General features: G+C 47.7%; 20 protein-coding genes and 1 pseudogene. 5 read left to right on the forward strand and 16 right to left on the reverse strand.

The window, feature by feature from the left end:
- Positions 1 to 21: 21 nt before the first annotated feature.
- The 7 genes from ACAN56_RS11750 to ACAN56_RS11780 all read right to left on the reverse strand — a co-directional run bounded on the left by ACAN56_RS11750 (position 22) and on the right by ACAN56_RS11780 (position 9,179).
- On the reverse strand, positions 22 to 264 hold the full coding sequence (locus tag ACAN56_RS11750) for a hypothetical protein (protein WP_038589316.1): 243 nt from the start codon (positions 262 to 264) through the stop codon (positions 22 to 24).
- A 164-nt stretch (positions 265 to 428) separates the two neighbouring features.
- Positions 429 to 2,885 carry an O-antigen ligase family protein gene (locus ACAN56_RS11755; RefSeq protein ID WP_379142920.1) on the reverse strand — a complete coding sequence of 819 codons (2,457 nt, stop codon included), beginning with the start codon at positions 2,883 to 2,885 and terminating at the stop codon, positions 429 to 431.
- A 63-nt stretch (positions 2,886 to 2,948) separates the two neighbouring features.
- Positions 2,949 to 3,605 (reverse strand): glycerol-3-phosphate acyltransferase, encoded by a 657-nt coding sequence (locus ACAN56_RS11760; RefSeq protein WP_197073683.1) that lies wholly within the window; start codon positions 3,603 to 3,605, stop codon positions 2,949 to 2,951.
- 170 nt (positions 3,606 to 3,775) lie between these two features.
- Positions 3,776 to 4,711 (reverse strand): aminoglycoside phosphotransferase family protein, encoded by a 936-nt coding sequence (locus ACAN56_RS11765; RefSeq protein WP_038589310.1) that lies wholly within the window; start codon positions 4,709 to 4,711, stop codon positions 3,776 to 3,778.
- Positions 4,712 to 4,723: 12 nt separating this feature from the next.
- A complete protein-coding gene (locus ACAN56_RS11770) occupies positions 4,724 to 5,191 on the reverse strand; it encodes a GNAT family N-acetyltransferase (protein WP_340899315.1) in 468 nt (155 codons plus the stop codon).
- 164 nt (positions 5,192 to 5,355) lie between these two features.
- On the reverse strand, positions 5,356 to 8,244 hold the full coding sequence (gene uvrA, locus ACAN56_RS11775) for an excinuclease ABC subunit UvrA (protein WP_379142923.1): 2,889 nt from the start codon (positions 8,242 to 8,244) through the stop codon (positions 5,356 to 5,358).
- A 20-nt stretch (positions 8,245 to 8,264) separates the two neighbouring features.
- On the reverse strand, positions 8,265 to 9,179 hold the full coding sequence (locus ACAN56_RS11780; RefSeq protein ID WP_379142925.1) for a nucleotidyltransferase: 915 nt from the start codon (positions 9,177 to 9,179) through the stop codon (positions 8,265 to 8,267).
- 123 nt (positions 9,180 to 9,302) lie between these two features.
- Here ACAN56_RS11780 and ACAN56_RS11785 point away from each other — a divergent pair, with 123 nt between their 5' ends.
- Positions 9,303 to 10,193 (forward strand): AraC family transcriptional regulator, encoded by an 891-nt coding sequence (locus tag ACAN56_RS11785; RefSeq protein WP_038589301.1) that lies wholly within the window; start codon positions 9,303 to 9,305, stop codon positions 10,191 to 10,193.
- A 103-nt stretch (positions 10,194 to 10,296) separates the two neighbouring features.
- On the opposite strand, the gene ACAN56_RS11790 is transcribed toward ACAN56_RS11785, so the two are convergent.
- Both ACAN56_RS11790 and ACAN56_RS11795 read right to left on the reverse strand, forming a co-directional pair.
- A complete protein-coding gene (locus ACAN56_RS11790; protein ID WP_379142928.1) occupies positions 10,297 to 11,190 on the reverse strand; it encodes a GNAT family N-acetyltransferase in 894 nt (297 codons plus the stop codon).
- A gap of 104 nt (positions 11,191 to 11,294) precedes the next feature.
- Positions 11,295 to 11,636 (reverse strand): winged helix-turn-helix transcriptional regulator, encoded by a 342-nt coding sequence (locus ACAN56_RS11795; RefSeq protein ID WP_038589298.1) that lies wholly within the window; start codon positions 11,634 to 11,636, stop codon positions 11,295 to 11,297.
- A 105-nt stretch (positions 11,637 to 11,741) separates the two neighbouring features.
- Here ACAN56_RS11795 and ACAN56_RS11800 point away from each other — a divergent pair, with 105 nt between their 5' ends.
- Positions 11,742 to 12,125 (forward strand): RidA family protein, encoded by a 384-nt coding sequence (locus ACAN56_RS11800; protein WP_340899320.1) that lies wholly within the window; start codon positions 11,742 to 11,744, stop codon positions 12,123 to 12,125.
- Positions 12,126 to 12,231: 106 nt separating this feature from the next.
- Here the strand turns inward: ACAN56_RS11800 and ACAN56_RS11805 are convergent, their stop codons facing one another.
- The 5 genes from ACAN56_RS11805 to ACAN56_RS11825 all read right to left on the reverse strand — a co-directional run bounded on the left by ACAN56_RS11805 (position 12,232) and on the right by ACAN56_RS11825 (position 17,267).
- Complete coding sequence (locus ACAN56_RS11805; RefSeq protein WP_038589292.1) at positions 12,232 to 12,498, reverse strand: CD3324 family protein; 267 nt, start codon at positions 12,496 to 12,498, stop codon at positions 12,232 to 12,234.
- Between the two features lie 364 nt (positions 12,499 to 12,862).
- The gene (locus ACAN56_RS11810; protein WP_379142931.1) at positions 12,863 to 14,863 is read right to left on the reverse strand and encodes an AraC family transcriptional regulator; all 2,001 of its coding nucleotides are present in this window, start codon (positions 14,861 to 14,863) and stop codon (positions 12,863 to 12,865) included.
- A 150-nt stretch (positions 14,864 to 15,013) separates the two neighbouring features.
- Entirely contained in the window at positions 15,014 to 16,315 is a 1,302-nt protein-coding gene (locus ACAN56_RS11815; protein ID WP_379142933.1) for a YwqG family protein, read from the reverse strand.
- A 15-nt stretch (positions 16,316 to 16,330) separates the two neighbouring features.
- Positions 16,331 to 16,753, reverse strand: coding sequence for an iron chaperone (locus ACAN56_RS11820; protein WP_379142935.1), 423 nt, complete (start codon positions 16,751 to 16,753; stop codon positions 16,331 to 16,333).
- Positions 16,754 to 16,799: 46 nt separating this feature from the next.
- A complete protein-coding gene (locus ACAN56_RS11825; RefSeq protein WP_038589286.1) occupies positions 16,800 to 17,267 on the reverse strand; it encodes a DUF1801 domain-containing protein in 468 nt (155 codons plus the stop codon).
- Between the two features lie 212 nt (positions 17,268 to 17,479).
- Here ACAN56_RS11825 and ACAN56_RS11830 point away from each other — a divergent pair, with 212 nt between their 5' ends.
- Together ACAN56_RS11830 and ACAN56_RS11835 are read left to right on the forward strand one after the other, a co-directional pair.
- A complete protein-coding gene (locus tag ACAN56_RS11830) occupies positions 17,480 to 18,463 on the forward strand; it encodes a glycosyltransferase family 8 protein (RefSeq protein WP_038589283.1) in 984 nt (327 codons plus the stop codon).
- Between the two features lie 121 nt (positions 18,464 to 18,584).
- Positions 18,585 to 18,983, forward strand: a complete 399-nt coding sequence (locus tag ACAN56_RS11835) for a hypothetical protein (RefSeq protein WP_052091981.1) — start codon at positions 18,585 to 18,587, stop codon at positions 18,981 to 18,983.
- Between the two features lie 41 nt (positions 18,984 to 19,024).
- On the opposite strand, the gene ACAN56_RS11840 is transcribed toward ACAN56_RS11835, so the two are convergent.
- Positions 19,025 to 20,056 (reverse strand): phosphotransferase, encoded by a 1,032-nt coding sequence (locus ACAN56_RS11840; protein ID WP_379142939.1) that lies wholly within the window; start codon positions 20,054 to 20,056, stop codon positions 19,025 to 19,027.
- Positions 20,057 to 20,360: 304 nt separating this feature from the next.
- On the opposite strand from ACAN56_RS11840, the pseudogene ACAN56_RS11845 reads away from it, so the two are divergent.
- Positions 20,361 to 21,009: pseudogene (locus tag ACAN56_RS11845) on the forward strand (transcriptional regulator).
- Between the two features lie 503 nt (positions 21,010 to 21,512).
- Here the strand turns inward: ACAN56_RS11845 and ACAN56_RS11850 are convergent.
- Complete coding sequence (locus tag ACAN56_RS11850) at positions 21,513 to 23,849, reverse strand: winged helix-turn-helix domain-containing protein (protein WP_379142941.1); 2,337 nt, start codon at positions 23,847 to 23,849, stop codon at positions 21,513 to 21,515.
- Positions 23,850 to 23,953: the final 104 nt, after the last annotated feature.

Here is a 23,953-nt window from a genome sequence, read left to right on the forward strand (position 1 = left end):
CTTTGATTGTTGTGCCAAGCTTTATTTTTCACTCTTGATCGTAAAGCTGCGGACCTTCATCCATTTCCCTGCAACGAATTCATCAATGGTCCCTGTTTTTGTTCTGACACAAAATTTGTGCTGTGTTCCTTTGTCAAAGCCCGTGGCCTCAAAGAGCAAATCATCGCCTGCCGGACCTTTATAATAGACCTGCTTCAGGCCAAGCCTGCTGAGCAGTTCCAGCTTTACACTCTCAATAAACGAACGTGAAATCTCAGTTGACATCCAGGTTCCTCCTGCGGTATTCTCTACTTTTCTTTGGATCTGACCAGCTCCGGGAAAGCTGTGTCTTCTTAGAGGATAACGCAAAAACGCCTCAATTACACTTTAAATTTCAAAAAATGCTGTAATAAGCAAACCGATTCTTATTCAGGAGAGTATCCCTTCCTTTAATACTGCTTAGCTAAGATTTCATCAATTCGGGCCGCCTCCTGCGCGTCCGCTGCAATCAGCAGATCATGGACCGCCTGGTCCTGGCCTCCATTCTTTTTCAGTGCAGCCAGATACCAGCGGGCGATCTCGCGGTTAGTAACATCCGCATAATCTGCACTTAAGGCCTGTTTTAAGATATCCGTAGCTTCCTGTACTTCACCCATCATAAACTTGATCTTACCCGCGTTCAGGGCGATGAGCGGGGTTACAGAGAATGGATTTCCTTGCAGCTGTTCGGGTGGCAGTGTTTTCAGATGCTCCACACCGGCAGTCACATGATCGTAGGCTTGAAGTCCAATTGTGAAATATTCTTGTTTAGCTGCATCGTCCTTTAAGTTAAGGGCTTGCTCTCCCTGCATAAGGGAGCGGCTGATCAGCGTACTGTACCAATCGATATCCCAATTATACTTGCTGGCATTATCGTGGTAGACCTTGAGGGCAAGGTCGCTTTGATTTTTAAGATCATAATAAGAAACCAACTGTTTCAGTAATTCTTTATCGTAAGGCTCTCTCTTTAGCGCAGTCGTCAGCAAGGTGTGCGACTCCTCCAGAAATTGTTCGTTCTGCGTCTGGGAATACACCTGCTGATCCAGTGAAGACAGATAGATCGTCGACTCCGGATGGCCTGGGCGTATCTTCAGCGCCTTGACCAGCGGAGCTTTGAGCTCATCATAGGATTGGCTCACACTGAACAACTGCCGGGCTTTATTGCCGGCATTGTTGGAGCTGATATAGTTAATGGACAGAACCAGCATGAACACCGCCCCTGCCGTAAGGATTGCAAGGTACCCGTAACGCACCCCTGCCTTGTTCCAGTTCCGGCGCAGCGGTTTGCTGTCCATCACCACTGCCATTCCTGCCAGGCCCAGAAAGACCAGAATTCCCATAAACGCATAGCTCATATTGAAATCCAGCAGGCTGTGAACAAGAATAGATAATGCAATAATCAGATAAAAGAAACCGTTGCTGAATTCATCCTGCTTCCTTGCCGCATACCCGCGAATATACTTATAAAAAATAAAGAGAATGAAACTCATAAACACAACAAATCCGACTATCCCCACCTCAATCAGATACTGCAGGAAAAAATTATGCACTTGGTGGCTGACATAGGGATTATTCTGATATTGCCCGAACACTGCCTGCCAGCCGTCACCTCCGATCCCAAGAACCGGATTATCCTTAATAACCTTCACAGCATCCTTATAAAAGGTAATCCGCTCCAAAACACTATGCTGTTTGAAGTTAATATTCTCCAGCCGGACTTCAATATGATCCGGAAGAATACTCCGTACGCCTGTACCGATCAGCAGAAAGGCAATAATACCGACAAGCGCTACCGAACCCAGCGGAATCCACATTCCATTCAGTTTCCGGGAGTTCTCGCCGTCCAGCTTGCCCCGGAGCCATGGAGCCAGGTAACGCTGCACTGCCCAGCTTAATCCGGCTGTGAGGAGCGAAGCCCCGAGCAAGTAGCTCCAGCCCTTTAAGGCCGATGATGACGTGAAATCCGTATTGAGGCTGATTCCCAGATTAGTGACGGGTGACGCAATAATTAAAGATGCCAATCCGGAAATTCCAAGATGAATGATCCATAGAATCTGCTGCACAGACTTCAGGAATAACAACAGCAATATAAATACTACCGGCATCATGACAAGCCCGCCGCGTGACAGCGTGAGCAGCATGGAAACGATAATCGGGACGAGCATGAACCCGTGTATCAGCCAGCCGTACCCCTTCTTGGAGCGGACCAGTGCAAACAGAGCAACAAACAGAAAGGCCATTAAGAAGGCTGCATACGTATTGGCATACTGAAATATCGAGGTCAAGCGCAAACCGTTGGAATCGGTTATCAATGCACCATTGTAAGTTCCATTGACCACTTCATTCGTGAACCAGCCTACCAGACTGCCCGCTAACTTCCCGCTCCCTAACCAATTGAGCAGGCCAAACCATACAATGATATAAGCAATACTCAAGATGGCCTGCTGTACCGCTAAGTTCACCTGCTTTTGCTTTAACAGGTAGAAGGAGATTATAAAGACGGCAGCGTACATAGTCTGAATAAACAGCATGTTCATCGCTGAGAAATGCGAAACAGCTACAAACAGTGTGAGCGCGTAAATGATCGGCAACATAAATGCAGCCAGGACAAGCAAGTCACTTTGCTCCTGCAGCTTGAATTTTTTATAATTCAAACCTACCCAGCCAAACAGCATAAGACAGCATAATAGAGCAGACACAAAGAGAGGTTTCTCGAATATGAGCTGCTGACTGTTAAACAATCCCCTCTGAAATGGCGCCCACCCCAGAAAAAGGATAAAAGCGGCAGCCAGCAGCCATACCACTCCTGTTGATCTGTCGTTATGATTCAGCTGCACAGCGTTTTTTCCATACACAGGTTTCGACACAAGTTATAACCTCCACACTTACTAGATTCATAAATTTATAATGTTTAATAAGTCTCACAAGGCTCAATGAGCCCTTTTCCCATATTTCAGCAGATGGTAGAGCCCCAGTGGTTTCTCTTCGCCATGCGCCAACCGGACAAGGTTCGGCCAGTGCGCGATAACCGCCAGCAGCAAATATACAGTGACAAGCGCAGGTACCCACCACTCCTCTATGGGAACTACCATCCAGGCATAAATCGTCTCCACGACAAAAAAAGTTAAGGCAAACACCGACATTCTATCAACGATCAGCAGCATAAGAAGCCCACAGACTAGTAGAATCAGTGTAAACAGTGGCTGGAGCGCCATAAACACACCTATTCCTGAGGCAAATCCCTTACCTCCTTTTAGACCCAACAATAAGGGATAATTATGGCCTAATATTACAGCACAACCCGACAAGTAACCTGCTAGCCTCCCGGCTTCGACTCCTCCAATTGAAGTCATAATCACCTTGGCAATAAGCACACAGATCAGCGCCTTAAGTAAGTCTATCAATAAGGTCGCTACTCCGTATTTCACGCCAAATACCCGGGCCATGTTCGTCGTTCCGGCATTTTTACTTCCTAGTCCCCTGATATCCTTGTGCATAAACTTGTTTGAGACTATCACCGCTCCGCAGATATTCCCCAGGAAATAGCTGACGACTCCAATTAAAGACAGTTGCCACCAATACTGCATTAAGATAATTTGATCCACTCCTTAGCGTATGTATAACGCAAGCATTTTCAATTGATGACTGTAATAATATGTAACTTATATTGTACAGGAAACTCGGAAAATGTAAAATAATGAACAGGCAGGAAGATTACTCTGAATAAGTGAAAGTATCTTACCTCCGTTAAAAGTCATCATTTATCATTGTCTGCTTTCAGCAAGGACGCCAGAAGTTTCCTCCCGTTTGCTATAACTTTGGGCATGTTATTTTGAGTGCCCCAATAGAGATCTCCCAAAGCCAGCTTAATGCAGCAAATCCTGATATGAATCTGCTTGTGGATCAGAATCTCATCACCATAGCCTTCAAAAAATGCTAACTTGGCGCGCTCATCCTTAATAAAATATTTCTCAAACAGTACCGAAAAATGGTCCACATCTACGCCCCATAACATGTTCTCGAAATCAATCAGCCCGCTGAAAATCCCGTTAGAATCTACCAGCCAGTTGCCTGGGGTAGAATCCCAGCTTATAGGCACAGGCTTGCTGCCTTCAAAAACACTGGCATTCTGTAGAGCCCACTCCAGCAGTTCAAGCTCAGCAGGCTGAAGAAGCTTTAGTTCCATACATTTGCCGGCCATATCCTCAAGCGTGCTGCGGATATAGACAACAGGATCCGCATGATGATATAGCTCAATGGGATTCCCGTCTTTATCCGGACGGCCAAACCAATCACCGGTCTGTGAATCATGCAGCTGCCTGGTCAGTTGCCCTGCTTTATTGTAAGCAGCGTATCGCTCAGCCGGCTCCAGGTTTGCTTCTCTCATAGTGATTCCATCGAGTGCGGAGATTATGACGGCTTGCCAACTCTCCCCCTCAAAAGCTGCAATAAGCTCCGGGACATAAGGCTTTAAGCCATTCACCCAGTGGTTGTAGGCATACACTTCGGGATGCCATCTTTGAATACGGCTATGAGTCTTCAGGTAATAACATGTCTGATCTTGAGCCGCTTGAATCTTCCACACTCCTGTTCTTGAGCTGCCTTGTCTGTGATCTGAGAGAACTTTAAATGATCCAATATGCGCTTCTACAACGGCAGACAATTCATACGGATAAATCTGTGGCTGATTCAATGTTATCCCCCTTTATGATGGTGATCTGCGCAGGACAAATTTCTGATGGGGATAATCAAATTCCTCTGTCAGCTCATCCTCAACAAATCCAAATTTCTTATATAACGGACGCGGGGCTGCCCCCAGCGGATCATTTGCTCTAAACGTAGTTACGGAAAGCTCCGTATCCTCCGGAAACAAAGATAACATTTGATCGATCATCGCTGTGGCGATTCCTTGTCTGCGGTGATCCGGGTGTACAGCCATGCAGGAAAGACATTTGGCATTATAGGAGAAGAGCATCAGCCCGGCAACCTCGCCAGCATAGACCGCACAGATAGCCGTCCGCCTGTTAATGTTCTTAATTACGGTCTGTTTATACCCCTCCAGTAATTCTTCGCTGTGGAGACCCGGAAAATTACTGCGGACAGCTTCAATCATTGACATCCATGAATCAACATCCTGCATTTCCGCAAATTTCACTTTGTATTGTCCGTTCATTACTTTCGCTCCTTCACTCCATGATTAACGGGGGCATGCCTTGCAGATCAAACTACCCAATTCGGGATGTGATGTTTGAAATATGCTGCTACCTTCTGCATTTCGTTCATCACACATTTTATCGAAGAACATAAACTCAGTGATGCAATCAAAAGGAAAAGACATCAGGCTCTAACCTCTCTCGGTTCAAGCACACTGCGCAGGTATCTTCCGGTATGGGAAGCTTCCACTTGCGCCACCTGCTCTGGAGTTCCCTCCGCGACAACATATCCGCCCTCGTTGCCGCCTTCCGGTCCCATATCAATGATATAGTCTGCCGACTTCATCACATCCAGATGATGTTCAATGACGATGACAGAATGCCCGCTGTCCATCAGCTTGTTCAGCGCAAGCAGCAGCTTCTGTATATCCGCCAGATGCAATCCCGTTGTAGGCTCATCTAGAATATACAGGTTGTGGGCGCCTTTCTTGATCTTGCCCAATTCGTAAGCCAGCTTCACTCTTTGCGCTTCTCCGCCGGACAAGGTGGTTGAACTCTGGCCAAGGGTCATATATCCCAGTCCAAGCTCGTTCATAATCCCCAGTTTATGCTTAAGGTACTTATGGTCCTCGAAGAAGATACTGGCTTCTTCCACGGTCATTTGCAGAACATCGGCTATGCTTTTATCCCGGATCTTGATTTCAAGACCTTCTTCAGAGAACCGGTTGCCTTTGCACACCGGGCAGATGGATTCAATGTCAGCCATAAACTGCAGGCTTGTGACGATAATCCCGTCGCCCGCACAGTGTTCGCATCGTGTCCCGTTGGCATGGGTAAGGCTGAAGTCGATTGGCTGATACCCGCGCGCTACGGCATCAGGCTGCATGGCGAACAGGTCACGGATTTTATCGTATATCCCGATATAAGTGGCCGGATTGGATTTGCTGTTTCTCCCGATCGGTGTCTGATCAATATTGATCACATGGTTTAGCAGCTCCGAACCGAACAGATAATCATGCTCCCCGGCTACAATCCGTGCACCCGTTTTATCTATTCTCAGCTGCTTGGACAGAATCTCGTTGATCAGCGAGCTTTTCCCTGAGCCGGATACCCCGGTCACGCAGATAAAAACACCCAGCGGAATGTCCAGATCCACATTCTTGAGATTATTCTCCCGGGCTCCCTGAATGGATAAGAAGTGATCTCCCAGATTCCGCCGCTGCTTGGGAATGGGGATGCTTGCGCTTCCGGATAAGTATTGGCCCGTAACCGACTCGGGCTCGTCCATAATATCCTGCATCGTTCCGCTCGCAACAATCTCCCCGCCATGAATACCGGGTCCTGGACCAATTTCGATGATATGGTCGGCAGACTGTATCGTATCCAGATCATGTTCAACCACAATGATCGTATTGCCGATATCGCACAGCTTTCTCATCGTATCAATCACCTTGCTCGAATCGCGCGGGTGAAGTCCAATGCTCGGCTCATCCATAATATAGAGCATGCCCATCAGCTCACTGCTGATCTGCGTCGACATTTTGATCCGCTGCATTTCGCCTCCGGACATGCTGTCGCTTCTTCTGCCCAGGTTGATGTAATAAAGCCCGATTTCGATCAGCAGGGAGATTCTCGTGTGCAGCTCGCGGATAATGGTCTCCCCTACATCCCGTACCTCTTCCTCAAAGGTCAAGCCATCCAGAAATCCCAGCAGCTCATGCAGCTGCATGCGGGTGAGCTGGTCAAAATTCCGGTCCCCGACCGTAATCTGTAGCCGTTGTTTCTTCAGCCTCGCTCCACCGCATGCCGGGCATATTTTTTCGATCATGCACTCCTTGATAAAGGTCGGTTCAAACGCCTCCGAGGTGGATGACTTACGGATATATTGCTTGTACCAGTGTTCCATCTCATGTACAAATCCCGCAAACGGCCGGTCCCGGCCGGTAATCCAGTTCTTCTTTTGTGAGGTAGGCGGGTGCAGCATGGGGACGAGTTCGCCTTTTGTGCCGAAGAAGAGCAGCTCGTGAACCGATGTAGGAAGTTCATGAAATGGTGTGTCCAGGCTGAAGCCATATTTTTGGGACAAGCTGTACATCATCACCGAGCGGTAGCTGTCTTTGCCCGATGTGTTGAACACCGTGTTCTTCAGCGCTCCTTTATTAATGCTTTTCTCCGGTGCAACCACCAGAAAGCGCGGCTCCACGACATAGGACATGCCCACACCCATGCAGGTATGGCAGGCGCTTGCCGGAGTATTGAAGGAGAAATGGAACGGCTGCATATCGCAGAGGAAGAAATGATGCTCCCGGCAGCCAAAATGGTCGTAGAACCCGTCCTCCACTCCCCCGATCACTTCTACCTTGATCAATATATCCTCATCCAGCGCCAGCATTGCCGCTTCGATGGTCTTGGTCAGCTGTATGTAGGTGTCATGCTTTAAAGTAAACCGGTCAATAACCATCTCAATCCGGTATGTTACTGATTCATCCAGCTCAATCTCTTCCGACAATGATACCGGAGCTTCGTCAATAAGCAAATGCTTGAAGCCCTTGGACCGCAGCTGCTGGAAAGTATAGCTGTAGTCTTCCCCGTAGATTTTGTATACAGGGGCCCGCAGCTCAACGACCGTACCTTTAGGCAGTGCCGAGATATGCTCGGCGATCTGGGCCGCAGACAGCTGCTTGAGCGGATGGCTGCATTCCGGACAATGACCGATACCCGCTGTCGCGAACAACAGCCGCAAATAATCATTGGTATCCGTCACAGTCCCTACGGTAGAACGGGGATTATTGTTACCCTTTTTCTGTTCTATGGCAATGACCGGGGACAAGCCCCGCACGGAATCGACCTTCGCTTTCTTCACCTGGCTGATCCGGCTTTTGGCAAAATTCGAGATCGAATCGAGAAATCTCCGCTGTCCCTCTCCATAGATGACATCAAACGCGAGTGAGGATTTGCCGGAGCCGGAAACCCCGGTGATGACCGTTAACTTGTCCCGCGGGATCTCTACGGAGATATTCTTGAGATTGTTCTGCTTGGCCCCCGATATTTCAATTGTCGTGCGTACGGACATATGCGAATTCCCCCTTCTTTTTATGGAATATACAAGAAACCAATTTCCTCGACGGCCGGTTTGCTCTTGGAGGTGATGCGGATCGTTTGTGACACCTTCTCGATGACACCCTTCCCGGCCATATACTCCAGGATGTTGATCAGGAAATGACTTTGCATATGAAAATGCTTCGCCAGCAAGGTTACGGTCTTCATCTCCTGATCTGCCATAAATTCAATGACCGGGCGCTTGATCATGTCGAGATGACGGTCCAGGAATTGTCCTATTGTGTCAATGGCGTTCTGAATTTCATCCTCACTTAAGCGCCTGGACATTGGGTTCTGATAAAAGGGGGCCATACGTTCCGGACTGTATTCGAGGATCTTCAGGACCGACTCCCGGATCGGCGGCTCACCTTGTGAGCACAGCTCCATATTGGCTATCAGACTGCCTGCCTTAAGCAAAAAATACTGGGCATAAAGCAGATCTTTGCGCACCGTCAGCCATTTTTGGCATTTGTGGTACACATCAATCAACTCACAGGCATTCCAAAGCAGGGACAACGCAATATCATAACTTCCCAGCTGCTTGAAATCTTCGAAGTAATCATAGAGACTGTCATCGGAAGTATAGATCATCCGCCCCTTCGCAAAAAAAGACTGCGGCATCGAGCCGCCGATCATCCGTTCAAAACCCCGCTTGAAGGTACTTCTCTCAAACAGCTGGACGTTTATAGTAATGCCATCCTCCACGAGACAATAAGCGTTCTGTTGCAGGGTCTGGTCGCGGACGACCAGGCCCATGTCGATATCGCTTTTCTCCCAGACTGAATCATAAGCGAGACTTCCGCACACAATGACGGCAATAACGTTCGGATCTTCCCTGACCCTGTCCACGAAGCTTTCGGTCGCGGCCAGATAGCGGTCTTTTAACTCCAGCAGTACTCTATCATCCATATCCAATGATCCTCCACCCACTCCATATGATTGAAATCGCTTGCCGATTCTGGAGCTTGTGGTAAAATTATACTTCACGTTTTCCATGAAAACCGGACAGAAATTGCTGGAAGGGAGACCCCTATGGATCATTATTTACTGGAAACTATCAACCGGACAACGGAATATATTGAAGAGCATCTGCTGGAAACGCTCTGTCTTGATGATATCTCCGGGCATGTCAATGTCTCCAAATTCCACCTGCTACGCATCTGGAAAGGGGCTACAGCCACTGGCCTAATGGAGTATGTGCGCAGAAGGCGGATTGCCCTGTCGCTTGGCGATCTGCTGAATCAGCGGAGCAACATTGAATATATTTCCGCCAAATACGGCTTCAGCTGTGAACGGACCTACAACAGGGCTTTTAAGGAAGAATATCATGTCACTCCGGCCAAATGGCGCAGATCGCCTTCGCCGCTGAATATCCTGGACCGGTTCAATGCCGACTTTATGAGCCGCGCCGGAGATGGCCTCGTTTTTTTTCGCTCCATCTCGGTATTGCCCCCTTTTTCAATAGCAGGGCCTACCTATTCTATTCATGCAGAGGACAACCTGCTGTCCCAGGCTGCGGCCCGTTATGGTGTCGAATTCTTCACGCTTTCCCGTTCCAGGATTATGAATCCGGTAGAGAAGGATGTCTATATCGGCTTCACTTCCATTCCCGAGCCCTTTACCGGGTCTATGATCTACCAGCCCTCCCTGCAAATCAACCACAGCAGCATCATCCCGCCTGACCTGAATATCAAACATATTAAACCGCATAAATACGGTGTATTTACCTACATCGGGCTGCATCGGCCCGAGGAGATTACGCCGCACTCTCTGAGTGAAATCTGGGAATACATCACCTCAACCTGGATGCCGACCGTACCTTTTCAATTAGAGGAGAAGTTCAGCTTTGAATATATTAATTACGCCAAGGGCAACAAGCATTATTGCGAGTGTGATCTGTATTTTCCGATATCGGGATTATGAACTAGAGTCGCCTCAAAATAGTACATACAACAAACCAAGCCCCAGTACCTCAGAGCTTGGTTTGTTTGCGCGCTATAAAGGGAATTACGTTCAAAATAAAACACTATATTTCTTTCTTCCACACGGTCAGCTCCACGTCCAGCTCAAAACCGATATGCTCATAAAAAGGCTGCATGGGACCCGTATATGCCTTGACCATCCCCATTACCCGCAGCCGGTTTAGAGCTTCATAAATAATCGTTCGCCCCAGCCCATGCAACCTGTAATCTCTATGAGTACCCACCGGTTCAAGTATGCCCATCTTGTTCTCCTCATCCAGAAAAACATTGCAGAAAGACACGACCTCCCCTTGCCCATTAACAAGTGACAGATCAAGCTCAGGCCGATAACCGGGAGCTTCAGCAATCCCACGGTAGTATTGAAGCATCTGCTCCGCATATGGAGTTCCCGGATAATTAAACGCCATAATATGCCCCTGCGCCTTAGCCCTATTAGGGACATCCGCTCCAGAGCAAAGAGTGAACCCCGATGGAATCTCCACAGGGAAAATCCGGTCCAGTGCGATAGAAACGAAATTATCGCTTTCGTTCGGAAGAAGCTCATATCCGCGACTTAGCGCCATCTTTTCCAGCTGTGGCATAAAGGCCGGAATAGCCAGTTTGCAATAACCGGCTGTTCCCTGGCGGGACTTCTCTTCAATGAATTCGAACATTTCCATGAGCAGGCTTTCCTGCGGCTGTTCTGTATCGAGCTGGAAATAGAAATCGCCATCCTTGCAGGCTACGGCAACCAGCTTACCGTCCTCTTCTTCCCATAACCCTATATTCTGCTCCCACTCGGGAAGCCATCCGGCATTCTTTTGCAGGAAAAAAATCTCGAATTCAAAGCGTGCAATCAGCCAACTATTCGGCCGCCCAAGTTTACTATAAACATGTGAAAGAAATTGGCGTACTTTCAGCATATCTTCCGGAGTGTAGGCTCTGAACCGTACCGTCATCGTTAATCATCCCCTTAGTCTTCTGTATGACCTTATTGTAAGGAAATTGCAGGTTGGGATGATATACCGAGATCTCTTATTAAAAGTTGTAAACCAGGTCTCATCTAATTATTTTGGTGTATCGTCCCCCACTCACATAAACCTTCCAAAACAGGTAATAGTGTTTCGGCTTTATCTGTGAGACTGTACTCGACTTTAGGGGGAACTTGTGGATACTCTTTCCGTATCACCATACCGTCAGCTTCCAATTCTTTCAGTTGTGAACTCAATGTTTTATACGTAATAGCACCTATCTGTCTTTTCAGATCATTAAAGCGAACCGGTTGGTTTTCTGCCAGCAGGTACATAATCACCATCTTCCATTTACCGCCAATAACGGACAAGGTATAACCAAATGGTGTATCTTGAATGTTTTTAACCTTACCTTTATATTCAGCCATACTCATATTTACACTATCCTTTCTGGTAGTACCTATCAAAAAAGTGCGTACTATATTTTTATTTACGTTCACTTTATACTGACCTTACTTTGAAGTAAAGGAGAGAAAAAAATGGCTACTGTCAAAACCTACAATCACGATCTTTGGGATCACGGCATCACCCAGGGCTATAGCGTCAACGGCACCATCTACATTTCGGGACAATTTTCCCATGATACGGAGGGCGCGTTCGTTGGCGAGGGCGATATCGAGGCACAGACCCGGCAGACGCTGGAGAATCTCGATCGCGTGCTGGCGGGATTTGGTGTCACGAGGTCGAACCTCGCTTATGTGGAGATCTATCTGACAAACGCGCAAGAGCACTTTGAGACATGCGTCGGACTGTTCAAGGAATACATGGGAGAACACCGGCCAGCCGGCAGTCTCGTCGGTGTGGCCTTCCTGGCTTACCCTGAGCAACTGCTCGAAATCAGTGCCGTCGCACACACCAACTAACTCCATCATCGCACCCTGAAATCCAGCGCCTTACGCTGTCGCAACACTAAGCTGCTCGCGGTCACTCACAAAGTTAAAAACCCGCAGATTCATCTGCGGGTCAATGTTATCTCTTCGAATATACGATTTTCTTAATACTCTCCACCGACAATCCGAACTGGTCAGATAATTGATCGATGGTCACACCCTCGCGGAAACTCTGGCGGATCTTTTCATTACGGGCAACATAATAGTTAGCCGCACCTGAATTCTCGCCCCATTTTCTCCGCTCGCTTGAACGGGTTGGAATATAGATCAATTCCCCCTGAATATACCGCTGGATCTCTTGGAGTAGTCGTTCCGGGAACACATCCGTCGCTCTTATATAATCCATAATTGGCTCGCTCCTTAAAATAGAATAGATATTCTAAGGGCAAAGCCTGCTTTAATAAACACAACTTTTAAGTTACTATAGGCGAAATTATTCCTTCGCTCCATGCCAAGCTTCGCCCTGTTTATTCCGCAGGCTTTGCATGGAGCTTGTTGAGTACGAAATCAATAATCTGGTACAAGGTTTACACCCCCTAATCAGCGCCTTATGTCACCAAGCAGAGTTACAGATCATGGTATTCACAAATCTTACTGTAAAATATAAATCCAAACAAGGCAACGACTAAAATTACACCTTCCCGGAGCTTTGAAGGGATACAAGAAGCCGCCCAACACCCGAAGGTGTTCAGCGGCTTCATAGGCTGATTTTATTTATTGGCCAGCATGATATTCACAATAGAATCCAGTTGTAGCTCCAGAGAATAAGGGTCCTCCATAACAAACTCATCGCCTTCTTCTCCGAAAGTGCCATACATGTAGACTTGACCTTTCTGCACTGCCGGAAGTCCCTTCCATATTCCGCTGTCCAGAACAGCGCTGGCCCCTTCATCCTTACTGCCATAAACGAAAATATGGTCACCCATATATTCAGGCAGTACCTCCAGTGAAATATTCTCAAAGCCTTCCTTCATATGGAGCGCCTTGTCCGTTGGCGGAAGCTTCAGCATTTGATAGATCGTGGGACTGCCGTAATTCCCGCCTTTTGCACCTAGAACATAAAGAGCTTTATTCGCAACTTGTACGATGGACACGGTCTCTCCATCTTTCACAATGCCGGCAATTTTCTGCCGGGCTTCCGCCACCTTCGCCTCATATTCAGCTATCCATTGCTCCGCTACCTGCTCCTTGCCGAAGATTTCACTGATACGGCGGAACTTGTCCAGCGGGCCTGCCGTAGATTCACCTTCCCAATAAGGCAGGAATACTGTCGTTCCTATCTTTTGATAATCCTCAATGTTCTTCTCAATGGAACCGATAATCAGATCCGGCTCGAGATACGTTAATTTCTCCAGATTCATCGGGAAATTGCCAAGATCCTCTATACCGGAGATCAGTTCCTCTGAGATGCCGGCCATCTTAATCCAACTTTCATTCAGCATGTAACTTCTGACCCCGACAGGCACAATTCCCAGCTTCAGAAGCTGCCCCATATACTGGTCGGATGCTACCCGCTGCGGATTGGCCGGTACCTCAACATCTCCTTTTAGCGTAGACACAACTCTCGTTTCTGCTTGTGCCGCAGTCTGTTTTTCAGCATTCGACTGACCGCTGTTGCTTGGAGCAGCCGTAGCAGCTGTTGCATTAGCCGCTTGCGAGCCAGCATTTGCATTTGTATTTGTCGAGCTTGAGCAAGCAGCCAGCAGCAACGATAGGCATAACAGCATCGTCATTGCCGTAATTTTGATTCGTCCGTTCATGTATAGATCCCCTTCCGCCCTCTTCTGATATTGATTATCAATATCACTATAACTTAGGGGCTGAGGTTGCTGAACGGCATATTTTAGCATCGTTAAGGGCAAATCCTGATCTGAGGACCAATGCTGATGTTCTTTTTTGAAGCGCAAAGGAGATAACCCCTTGTATTTCTTAAAACTACGGCTTAACGAATGCGCATCGGGAAACCCTACGTTCTCGGCGATCTCCTGCAAAGTGGCATTCGTCTGCATCAGCAGCTGCACCGCTCTGTCGGCCCGGATCTGCCCCAGGTAATGAATAGGACTGGTATGCATTTTATTCTTGAACAGTCTAGAGAGATGCCCGGCGCTGCAGTCCAGCTCCTCCGCTATCGACTCCAGTGTAATCGGCCGGCTGTAGTGCTCACGGATATAGGCTGCTGCCTGGGCTACCAGATCCGGCTTCATTGACCTGATGTCCTGCCAGTACATCTGCTGGAGCAGCTCGTACACAAACTGGTGAAACAATGCCCTGACATGCAGATGGCCGAGTCCGGAGGACAGCCGCCATTCCCGCTCCAGCAGTTCAACCTTGTCATACAGTGACAAGGGATTATGCGGCGCAAAAGCATACTGATCACGGAAAGGATTGTCCCGCTCCATCAGCTGTACAAGCTCCTTACGGCCAGGCAAGGCAAGATTTGCCTTATACAAGATCAGATAATACTCAAGCCCGTGCTCCGCTATAATATGTAGATTGGCACCTTTGCCGCCATGCAGGATGTGGAAACGTTCCACTCTATGAATACTATTATCCAGAGACACATTGGCCTCTCCGCACACGAAATACAGAAACGTGCTGGCTGGCAGCCTGTATGGCGGCAAGTTCTCTCCCTTTTCCAGCGACTGATGCCTGACATCCATTACTTTTATAAAAACATGATTCCAGAGCAAAATATGATCATTCAAATTCATTACCGTTATCCCACCTCATATCACAACCCTCTCAGATGATCTATATTATAGATGATAATAATTCTCACTTACAATGGACTAGACTATATTTCCTTGAAATTTTCCGCAAAAGAAAAACGTCACCCCAATTTCTCCAGTGACGTTAATATACTAGGATTGCTGATATACGGTAGCTGTAATCTTATCTTTCGGACAAATAAACATATAATAGATGCCCTCTCCGTAAGGGCCAAGCTGTGACCAATCCAACTGGGCTATAAACATCATATTTTCAGAGCAGCAGGGACAAGCCGGATATTCTGCATCCTGAATCCAGGTCGGGTGTCCGCCAACCTGCGAGACTGCGGGTTCCAGTGTCCACTCCACGGCATGATATGCATTTCGCGGTTGAGCAGCGAGATGCAGGCGGGGTGCAGCGGCTAAATACTCGTCATTATCTTCCCCAAGATTAAGATCCGGCAAAGGTTGCGGTGCTTGATTGTATATGCTCCAGCAGGGTTCTCCTTGAACTCCAGTTTCCATATAAATCACACTGTAACTGCCACAGGATAGGCATGTATCCACCTTAAGCCACTCATCTGCCAGAGCCAAATCACGAACCGACGGATGATTATTCCACAGCTCCATCAGCCGCGTAAACCCGCTGCCGCACCACGGGCATTCCTCCGGGCCCGCTCCCAGGAACCGTGCCGGTTCATTCACAGCAAACTCAGCATTCAGTGGTTCCGCCGCCCGTTCAATCGCAAATCCGGTGTGAGAAAACAAATCCCGCCGCACTCCGGCTTCAGTAAGCTTCCAGCCGGCCTCAAGTGAGTACTGATCAGGTGAAACAAAAAGCTCTTTCGCCCACTGGGGTGGTTGCTCCCGCCACTGCTGAAACTGCTGAACAATCCGTCCGTCTCCTATCCAGGCTAAGGCCAGCAGCAGATGATTGCGGTTCTCACTATCCTGTTCCACCTGTTCCAGCAGCTGATCCCGGACCTCTGCTGAAGCATCTTTATACAGAATCCCCGGGTAATACAGCTCATGGCCGATAAGCACAGGGAGACAGTCCGTAAGCCGCACGTTGTTGTAACAGAGCAGCGACAAAAGAATATCCACGCTGGTCTCCTCGTCACCGGCACTGAGCAGATCTAATGCATATGCCTTCATCCTCTCTGCATCCTCACCCGACAAGGAAGAATACACCTGCTCGCGGTTTAAGGGATAAGGAAGATAGCGGATCAAAGGGTCGTAGGCTTGTTTTGTATGCATAATCTTAAGCACTTCCACCGGATCAGCGGTTCCTTTATATAGATCCACATCCCTGCGGTGCTGTTCAATATAAGCCTGGCGTTTGCGGCGTTCCTGTTCCTGATAACAGGGCATGCAGAATCCGCCCGTTTTGTGGGCAGTAGCCGGTAAAATGGTTGCCGCACAGTTTTGGCTTTGGCAGGGAATCCGTTCCGTCACTATTTTCCACCTCACTTACAGGTTCGCCCTGAATGATTTCTCCTGCTTCTGCAGCATCTTCTTTTTCGCTTTGTCCTCTGCTTGTTGAAGATTCTCAGCCACTCTAAATTCAACGATCCGGCTGATTAAATCATAGGGCATCGGCTTATCTAAAGGGAATTGAACGGAACCCTTGGCTCCCTTATATTCCGCCAGCTCCTCTTTGAAGGCTTCAACCCCGCTCGGTGCCGGATACAATCCAATATGTTTTTTAAATGCCGCAAAATGGACCAGATTGCCATGCAGCTCGAAAGTAGGCATCTGATAACTTATCTTTTCTTTCGCCTCAGGGGCCGATTCTTGAATGACCTTTCTCAACGTTTGGAGGATCTCCTGAACTTCAGGAGCTGATCTCGAAATATAATCATCCACAGATTCATAAGTAATTTTGTTGTCCATAACATTTCCCTCCTATAGCCTGCCGGCGGGGAATCCCCAGCATGAATTATTTTTTTCTGATCTTTTCTGTTTCCCGCTCGTAGATTTCAATGTACTCCTGCACCGCAATCTTGCGGCTCAGTTCGGCAATAAGCCCGTATGGAATGTTGTTTGTTTTTTTGAACCGGATACATGATTTTCCCATATCAAGCTTTGTCTGGACATGCTTCGGATACTCCCCGCGGAACCACGCCAGCAGCTCAGGGTGCATATACACTCCCATATGATACAGTGCGATAAAATTCTTTTGTGAGGCTATGCTTATAAACGGAAGAGGCTGTTCAGGATTCACGTGATAACCCGGCGCATACAAGTGATGTGGAACAACATAGCTAATCATGCCATAGGACATCGTTTCCTCGAAGCCGCTTGGAAGATTCCCCTTGATTGTGCTCCGTAGCTGCGTAATGGCTTCCTGACGATCTTCCGGCAGTTGGCTGATATAGTTTTCCGGACTTTCCGACTCGTATTTCATGCTGACCCTCCTCGAAGAAAACACTTTAATTTATCTCAATATTAAATTGAATCCGGAAACTAGACAAGTTCAAGTCAACGCCGCCTGTTTCCTTCCATCAGCAGACCGTTGAAAATGGGTGAATGGAGTAGGCATATCGCCTGATCCATGTATCCATGGCAAACGTATACTATGGTACATTCACACAATAAAGTTGAGAGAGGAATTAGCATATGATCGAACTTGCGTTAGCTTTTCAGGATCAGGATGGACACTATGCCGAGCATGCCGGAGTTGTTTTAGCCTCGGTTTTCCACAATACCGCTTCCCGTGTTAATGTTCATATTTTGCACGATCAGACTTTAACGGAAGAGAACAAGTCAAAGCTCATGAGACTAACAAGCCGATATAAACACACCATTACCTTCTATCCCATTACTCTTCCTGAAAACATGCTTCAGGTAATGGAAAATGTAGGCTCGATTAATGTATGGACACAGGCATGTATGTACCGCTTGCTTCTTCCCGCACTTATCCCGGTTGAAAAAATCATCTATCTGGACTGCGATGTGCTGGTCAATATGGACCTTGAAGAGCTGTGGCGAATTGATCTGGGTCAGTATTATTTAGGCGCGGTTTGGGATCAGGGCATTATGGAAGTTGCACATGTTATCAATTCCAAAGGTTTGGTTCCCGAGCATTATTTCAATTCCGGAGTGGTTCTGTTTGCCCTGAATACTATCCGCTGCCACCAGGAATGGTACGAAGAAACACTGCACTTTTTGCGCAGTTTCCCGGATTCCACGATGCCTGATCAGGATGCATTGAATGCAGTTTTCGGGGGGAATTACCTTCAGCTGGATCGGCGCTTCAATTTCTTCAACCAGTCTATACCCAATCATGATTTCCATAATAAAATTGTCCATTTTACCGGAACGGAAAAGTTTTGGGATCAAAACTCTCCGGGGGCAGGTCTGCATCATAAATACCTCAGCCTGACGCCGTGGAGAAAATTCAGAACGTATTTGAAACGGAGAAAGCGGAAAGTCACCCACCTTAAACTTCGTTACAAAAAAAGCAGAAGACTTCACTTGAAAGTGAAACGGTCGAAGACTCTCCGCCTCTCCTTAACCGAACTAAGCATCATCAGACAGCTCAGAAGCCGTAGAGCGAATCTTCTCAAAGCCAAAAGAAAAAGCCGTTATACTAGACATTAGCTTGGAGCAAACAGCCATATCCAATGATATGGCTGTTTGCTTTTAATTTAATATGGACTATATAAACTAACCGAGCGTAAAATATGGAGGACTGTAAAGAAAGTAAAAAGGAGCTAACACGATGGAGGATTCTTACATACAGGCAGCTGCAAAACTTAGCACTCTCTTGTTCATAATCATTGCTTTGATCCAATTGCTGCTGACGTTCGGTTTGCCCTGGGGCGAGATCACAATGGGCGGGAGATATAAAGGCAAATTGCCTGGAAAGCTGCGTTTTTTCAGTCTGCTGTCGGTTTTCATTCTCTTGTTCTTTTCAGCAGTTTCGCTGCAACACGCCGGAGTCCTTGCCTCAGGATTCAGCTTTCATTTCACATCTATTTTTATCTGGATCATTGCTGTTTATTTGGGCCTGAATACGTTCGCCAACCTTTTCTCCAAGAGTCCAAAAGAAAAATGGATCATGACCCCTTTAGCCGGGATCGCCTTCTTATCCGTGTTAACAGTGGCCATTTACGGGTAAGCACCGGTCAACAAATTCACCCATCTTATCGAAAGGCAGGATCAAACCTCCATTTCCTCCAGCCACTCTATGCAGACCGGTATAAAATCAGCATAATCCGCCATAGCTTGTATTGTCGGTATGACTTGACTCATTCCCAGCTCTTGTTCCGCAGCGTCTGTGCTCTCCACTCCTAGTGAGCGTTTGATGCTATAGCTGAGCCAGTCCAGCTTCCCTTGAAATCCGCAATTCAGCACATCATGCCAGTTATCGCCGATCTTGCCTCCATGCTTGCGGTATGTGCTGATCATTGTACGGAAAGCGTCTTTGTTAACATTCCCCTGCTCAGAGCCCGACCAATACAAAGCTACTTCGATCAGCTCCTGCATGGGGTTAACCGCCCCGGCTGCTTCCCAGTCAATGATAACCGGAAGATGATTGTTATCCCATAACACATTTTTCGGATCTAAATCTCTGTGACTGATCACCTTGTTATTCATCAAAGCAGCCCCTGCTGCGTTCGCCTGCTGCTCCCACTGTTGCAGCTTATTCAAGTATTCTGTCAGCATGGACGACCATTCCAAGTGAGCTTGCTCTCCCTCGAGGGCGTAACTCTGCCAATCCACGGTTGACGGTACATAATCTTCCTTGGCTGAATCAGCTTCATCTGTAAGTTGAGAGAAATCTATGCGATGTATGCCTGCGAGAATTCCGGAAATTTTCTCGCAGGCATCTATATCAATGGTCCCGGAGGATAGCGGCTTACCGTCCACCCAAGGAAACAGCAGCACATATTGACCCTCTACTTCATGCATAAAGTTCCCCTTCGCTACGATAGCCGGAAGCGCGTTTATACCTTGCTCACGGGCCAGAGTTGCCACCTTTTCCGCAAAAATATAGTTCTCCATCGCTGTGCTCCGCTTCATAATTTGCGAATTCAGCACTTTTACGGCGTATTCAGCTCGGTCCGTAGTTAAGCGGTACATTTTATGAAGGAACCCGCCGAAAATTTGTTCCGGCTGTGTTGTTAATTGCCCCAAATCGCAAGCTGCGCACAGCTTGTTGAAATCGAATTGCTGATGCAAAGTATCCATAGTCCTATAATCCTTCCACTTAATTAAATTGGCCCGGCCTTCGGCCTCATTCTAATCTATCATAGAATTGGTTATTTCTGGTGTGAAGAAAACGGTTCTGAAATGGAGGGTTATCTACTTTCATTGTTGAGTTGGAATTTTCAAGGTATAATCACAATTATAGGTCGTGAAGAACACGCCGCTTCCACACTATTCATCTCTCGAGTATCAATCCGGGATGAGTGGTGTGAAAGCGGCTTTTCTTTTTGTCCGTAACAATTCTTGATCGGTATCGAAATACCCATCTTATTAGGGAAGGAAAGCAATGGCTCGATTTGAGCAGCAGTACATGGAATGGTTAGAAATTAATCTCACGAATGAGCTTAATCCTAGACGGAGGGAGCTGCTGGCCAAAGGTCTGGGACATGGAACGGTTGAATTCTTAAGGAGAGTCTGGTTCCCGGCAGTCGGAAATTTTGACCATCTGTTTCCTGAATGGGAGGTTCGGGATTTCAATAATGGCTACCGGTATTTGGATTTGGCCTATATGCCAGGAGGTGCCAGAGGAGGAATTGAAATTCAGGGCTATGGTCCGCATGCCAGAGATCTTGATGTCAGGAGGTTCAAGGATCTGTGCATGCGCCATTGTTTGTTATCGCTGGACTCCTGGACATTTCTTCCGATTGCCTACCTATCAGTTATAGAAGAACCGAAACAATGCCAGTAGCTTGTGCTCGCTTTTATTGGCAAAATTCATCGCAACCGATGTTTCCTCCACATTAACCTGGCTTGAAGCGGAGACTCTTCGTTATGCGAGACGGTTACTGCGTCCGTTCACACCAGTAGAACTGACTGCCCATCTGAAGGTAACCAACCGCCATGCCAGAAGAATCCTGCAAAACCTGGTTGAACAGCAGCTGATTGACATTGAGAGCGGCAAGCAGCGTATACGTACCTACCGGCTTCGGTTATAACGAGGTAATCGTTTGGGATTATGAATGGATAAGCTGAGGAGGACAGGCTGAGGAAACACGCAGCATTGCAATAATGTGCATCGAATAACCTCAAGCGGACCGGGGAGACCTTATTTGCAAAACTTCGGATCTTATACCCGACTTTCGGACTCAGATGCAGCTATTTGCTCAAATCTCTCCTATTTAGGAGTAACTGAAGGCGAATAAAGGCTATACGGTCCGCGAACCTGGTAAAAAGAGCTATCCAGCATAAATAGAGGCTATACAGTCCGCAGCTTGCGGGGATGATCTGCTAGGTACGTATTCTGGTACTTCTTCAGGTGCGTTACGTATTCGGGTACGCATGGTACATATTTCCCTGCCGCTAGCGCCCGATCGAGCACACCAAGGAATCGCGCAGCCGCCTATTAGTAAGTACTTGCTGAGTACTGGCCATCTGGTGTTTATAACAAAGAAACGGCATTTCTGCCGTTTCTTTGGATGCATTGCCAGAGAGTTACCCTCTATTCAAAACTCTGCAGCAGCCGCTCCACATACTCCGTGGAAACCTCGGCACGCTTGCGCAAATTGCTCTCCCGCCCCAGCTTCAAATAAGAGGATAGCAGCTCTTTCATAGCAGTGCCTTCGTCAATAAAGCTGCGGATATAGCCCTGCGGCTGTGCCAATTGCAACGCGGCTCCCAATTTAACAAGGGCCGTCTCCGTTAACCCCATACCCTGATAAAGTACACTCTGCAGGATCAGCACCTGAATCTGGCCCCGCTGACGGTCCTCCTTGCATAATAACTGATACATCCGCTCCAACAGCTGCAGTGCGTTATCTGATTGTTCGCAAGCCGCAAGCACTCTCGCCAAGATCAGATGCTCGGCAACAAGGTTCGGAGACACCTCGTCCGTAAAGGTTACATCGCAGCTCTGCAGCCAGGCGCGGGCCTCTTCCACCCGGCCCTGCTCCAGTTCCAAGAAAGCTTGCTCCGCTTCAACTCTTTTCATAAATAGCAAATGATCCGGGGAATCAATCTGTGAGCCCAGACCGGAAAGCAGCTCCGAAGCACCTTCAGGATCCCCCTGGGCAGTATGAATTCTCACGGCGCTGACGGTAAGGTGAATCAATATGCGTGCATAAGGCTTAATATCCTCACGCTTGAGCGCCTTATGAATAGAAATAGCAGCTTCCTCCAGGCGGTTCCACTCGTAGAGCAGCTTGGTATAGGAGACAAACAGGAAACCTACAAAAGGATATTCCCGCTTCCTCTCCCAGACAGTTATCCACTTCACCAGTGTCTCTTCTGCATAATGAAGATCGTTAATATAGACCAAATGATCGTCGAAGGCATCATATCCCTGGTGTCTGTTGCGCCCCATCGTTTGAAAAAAGCTGCCCTCCGGGATATGCTGCTCCATCTCTTCGAAGTATTTCGACATGCTTACCAAGTCTTTGCGCAGATAGGCGGAGACCGAACACATAAAGTAGATGTTGCCCATCGCCTGATGAAATGCTTGTTCGCTTAAAGTGGCTTGCAGGGTTTGGAATGAGACCTCAGCCTGCTTAATTCTATTAAAAGCTGCTTCCCATTTCCCTACTCCGAGCAGCACAGAGATATAGAAGACTTCCACCATTGGTTTCCCGGCAAAATAATGCTCAGGAATGACGGATAACCATCGGTTGAGCACAACACTTCTGGATTGCAAAAGGTGAAGGATATTCTTCTCAATCAACCGGACAGCGTCCTCATATTGCTCGCCCTCCAAGTAATGTTCCACCGCTTCCGCTTCAAATCCATAATGCTCCCACCAATGCGCCACATGGATATGGGCCTCAGTTATTTTTGCCGGATCTTCGGCTGTCAGCTGTTCCTGCAAGAAATCAGACAGCAAATGATGATACCGGTACCAGTTTCTCTGATCGTCCAAAGGGATAATGAACAAATTCAGCTGTTCCAGGCTCTCCAATTGCTCCTGGCAATCCGGCTGACCGGTTACCACTTCACAGATGGAATGGTTCATCCGGCTCAGGATCGAGGTTTCCAATAGAAATACGCGTATGGGCTCAGGCAAATGAGAGAACATTTCCTCCAGCAAATAGCGGGATATGTCCTGATGCTGGCCTCTAATGCCATCAATGGAGCGGGGGATGTTATCGCTGCTCTTTAGAGCAATTGCGGCCAGCTGCAGTCCGCTGATCCAGCCTTCGGTCTGGTGGTAGAGCTGTGTCACCTGTTTCTTCGTCAACCTTAAATCCGTTGTCTCCCGGAAGAAGATCATCCCTTCATCCAGTTGGAAGCTCAAATCCTGCATAGTAATTTTATGTACAGTGACTGCTTCCGTTATAATGCTGGACAGTATGGCCAGGTCGGTACGGCCAGCGATAAAAAAGTGAATATGAGGCGGCAAATGCTGGAGTAGATAGACCAGCGAATCATGTATTTCCGGGAGACTGATGAAATGATAATCATCGAGTATAATGACCAGATCGGCAGCAGTTTCTCTGAATTCATTCAGCATAACGTCCAGTGCAGGCTCGGAGAAGATTGAGGAACCTTTCTTAAGCAAAGGCCGGATTCTGGCACCAAACCCAGGAATCTGCTCCTCGACCGCAGCTGCCACATAGCTCCAAAATGTGATCCAGTCGTTATCCTGCTTATCCAGGGATACCCAGGCGGCACGCGATCCGCTGTATTTGACCCATTCACTTAACGCTGTTGACTTCCCGTAACCGGCGGGTGCTGATACAACAGTCAGCCTTGCAGTCATTCCTTCATTGATCTTGTTCATCAGACTTGGCCGGGGTACCAGGGAGTTGCGGCCATGGGGGATGTGTAGTTTTGTGCTTTCAATCATTATGTATTTCCTCCAAATTGCAGCAAGCAACCCTATGTTTTAAATTTGTATAGTTAATCCTATTATATCAGACGATACTTCCGATAATAAAGCTATGTTCTGCC

Origin of the sequence: Paenibacillus paludis (assembly GCF_042610515.1) — a bacterium.
Taxonomy (GTDB): Bacteria; Bacillota; Bacilli; order Paenibacillales; family Paenibacillaceae; genus Paenibacillus_AQ.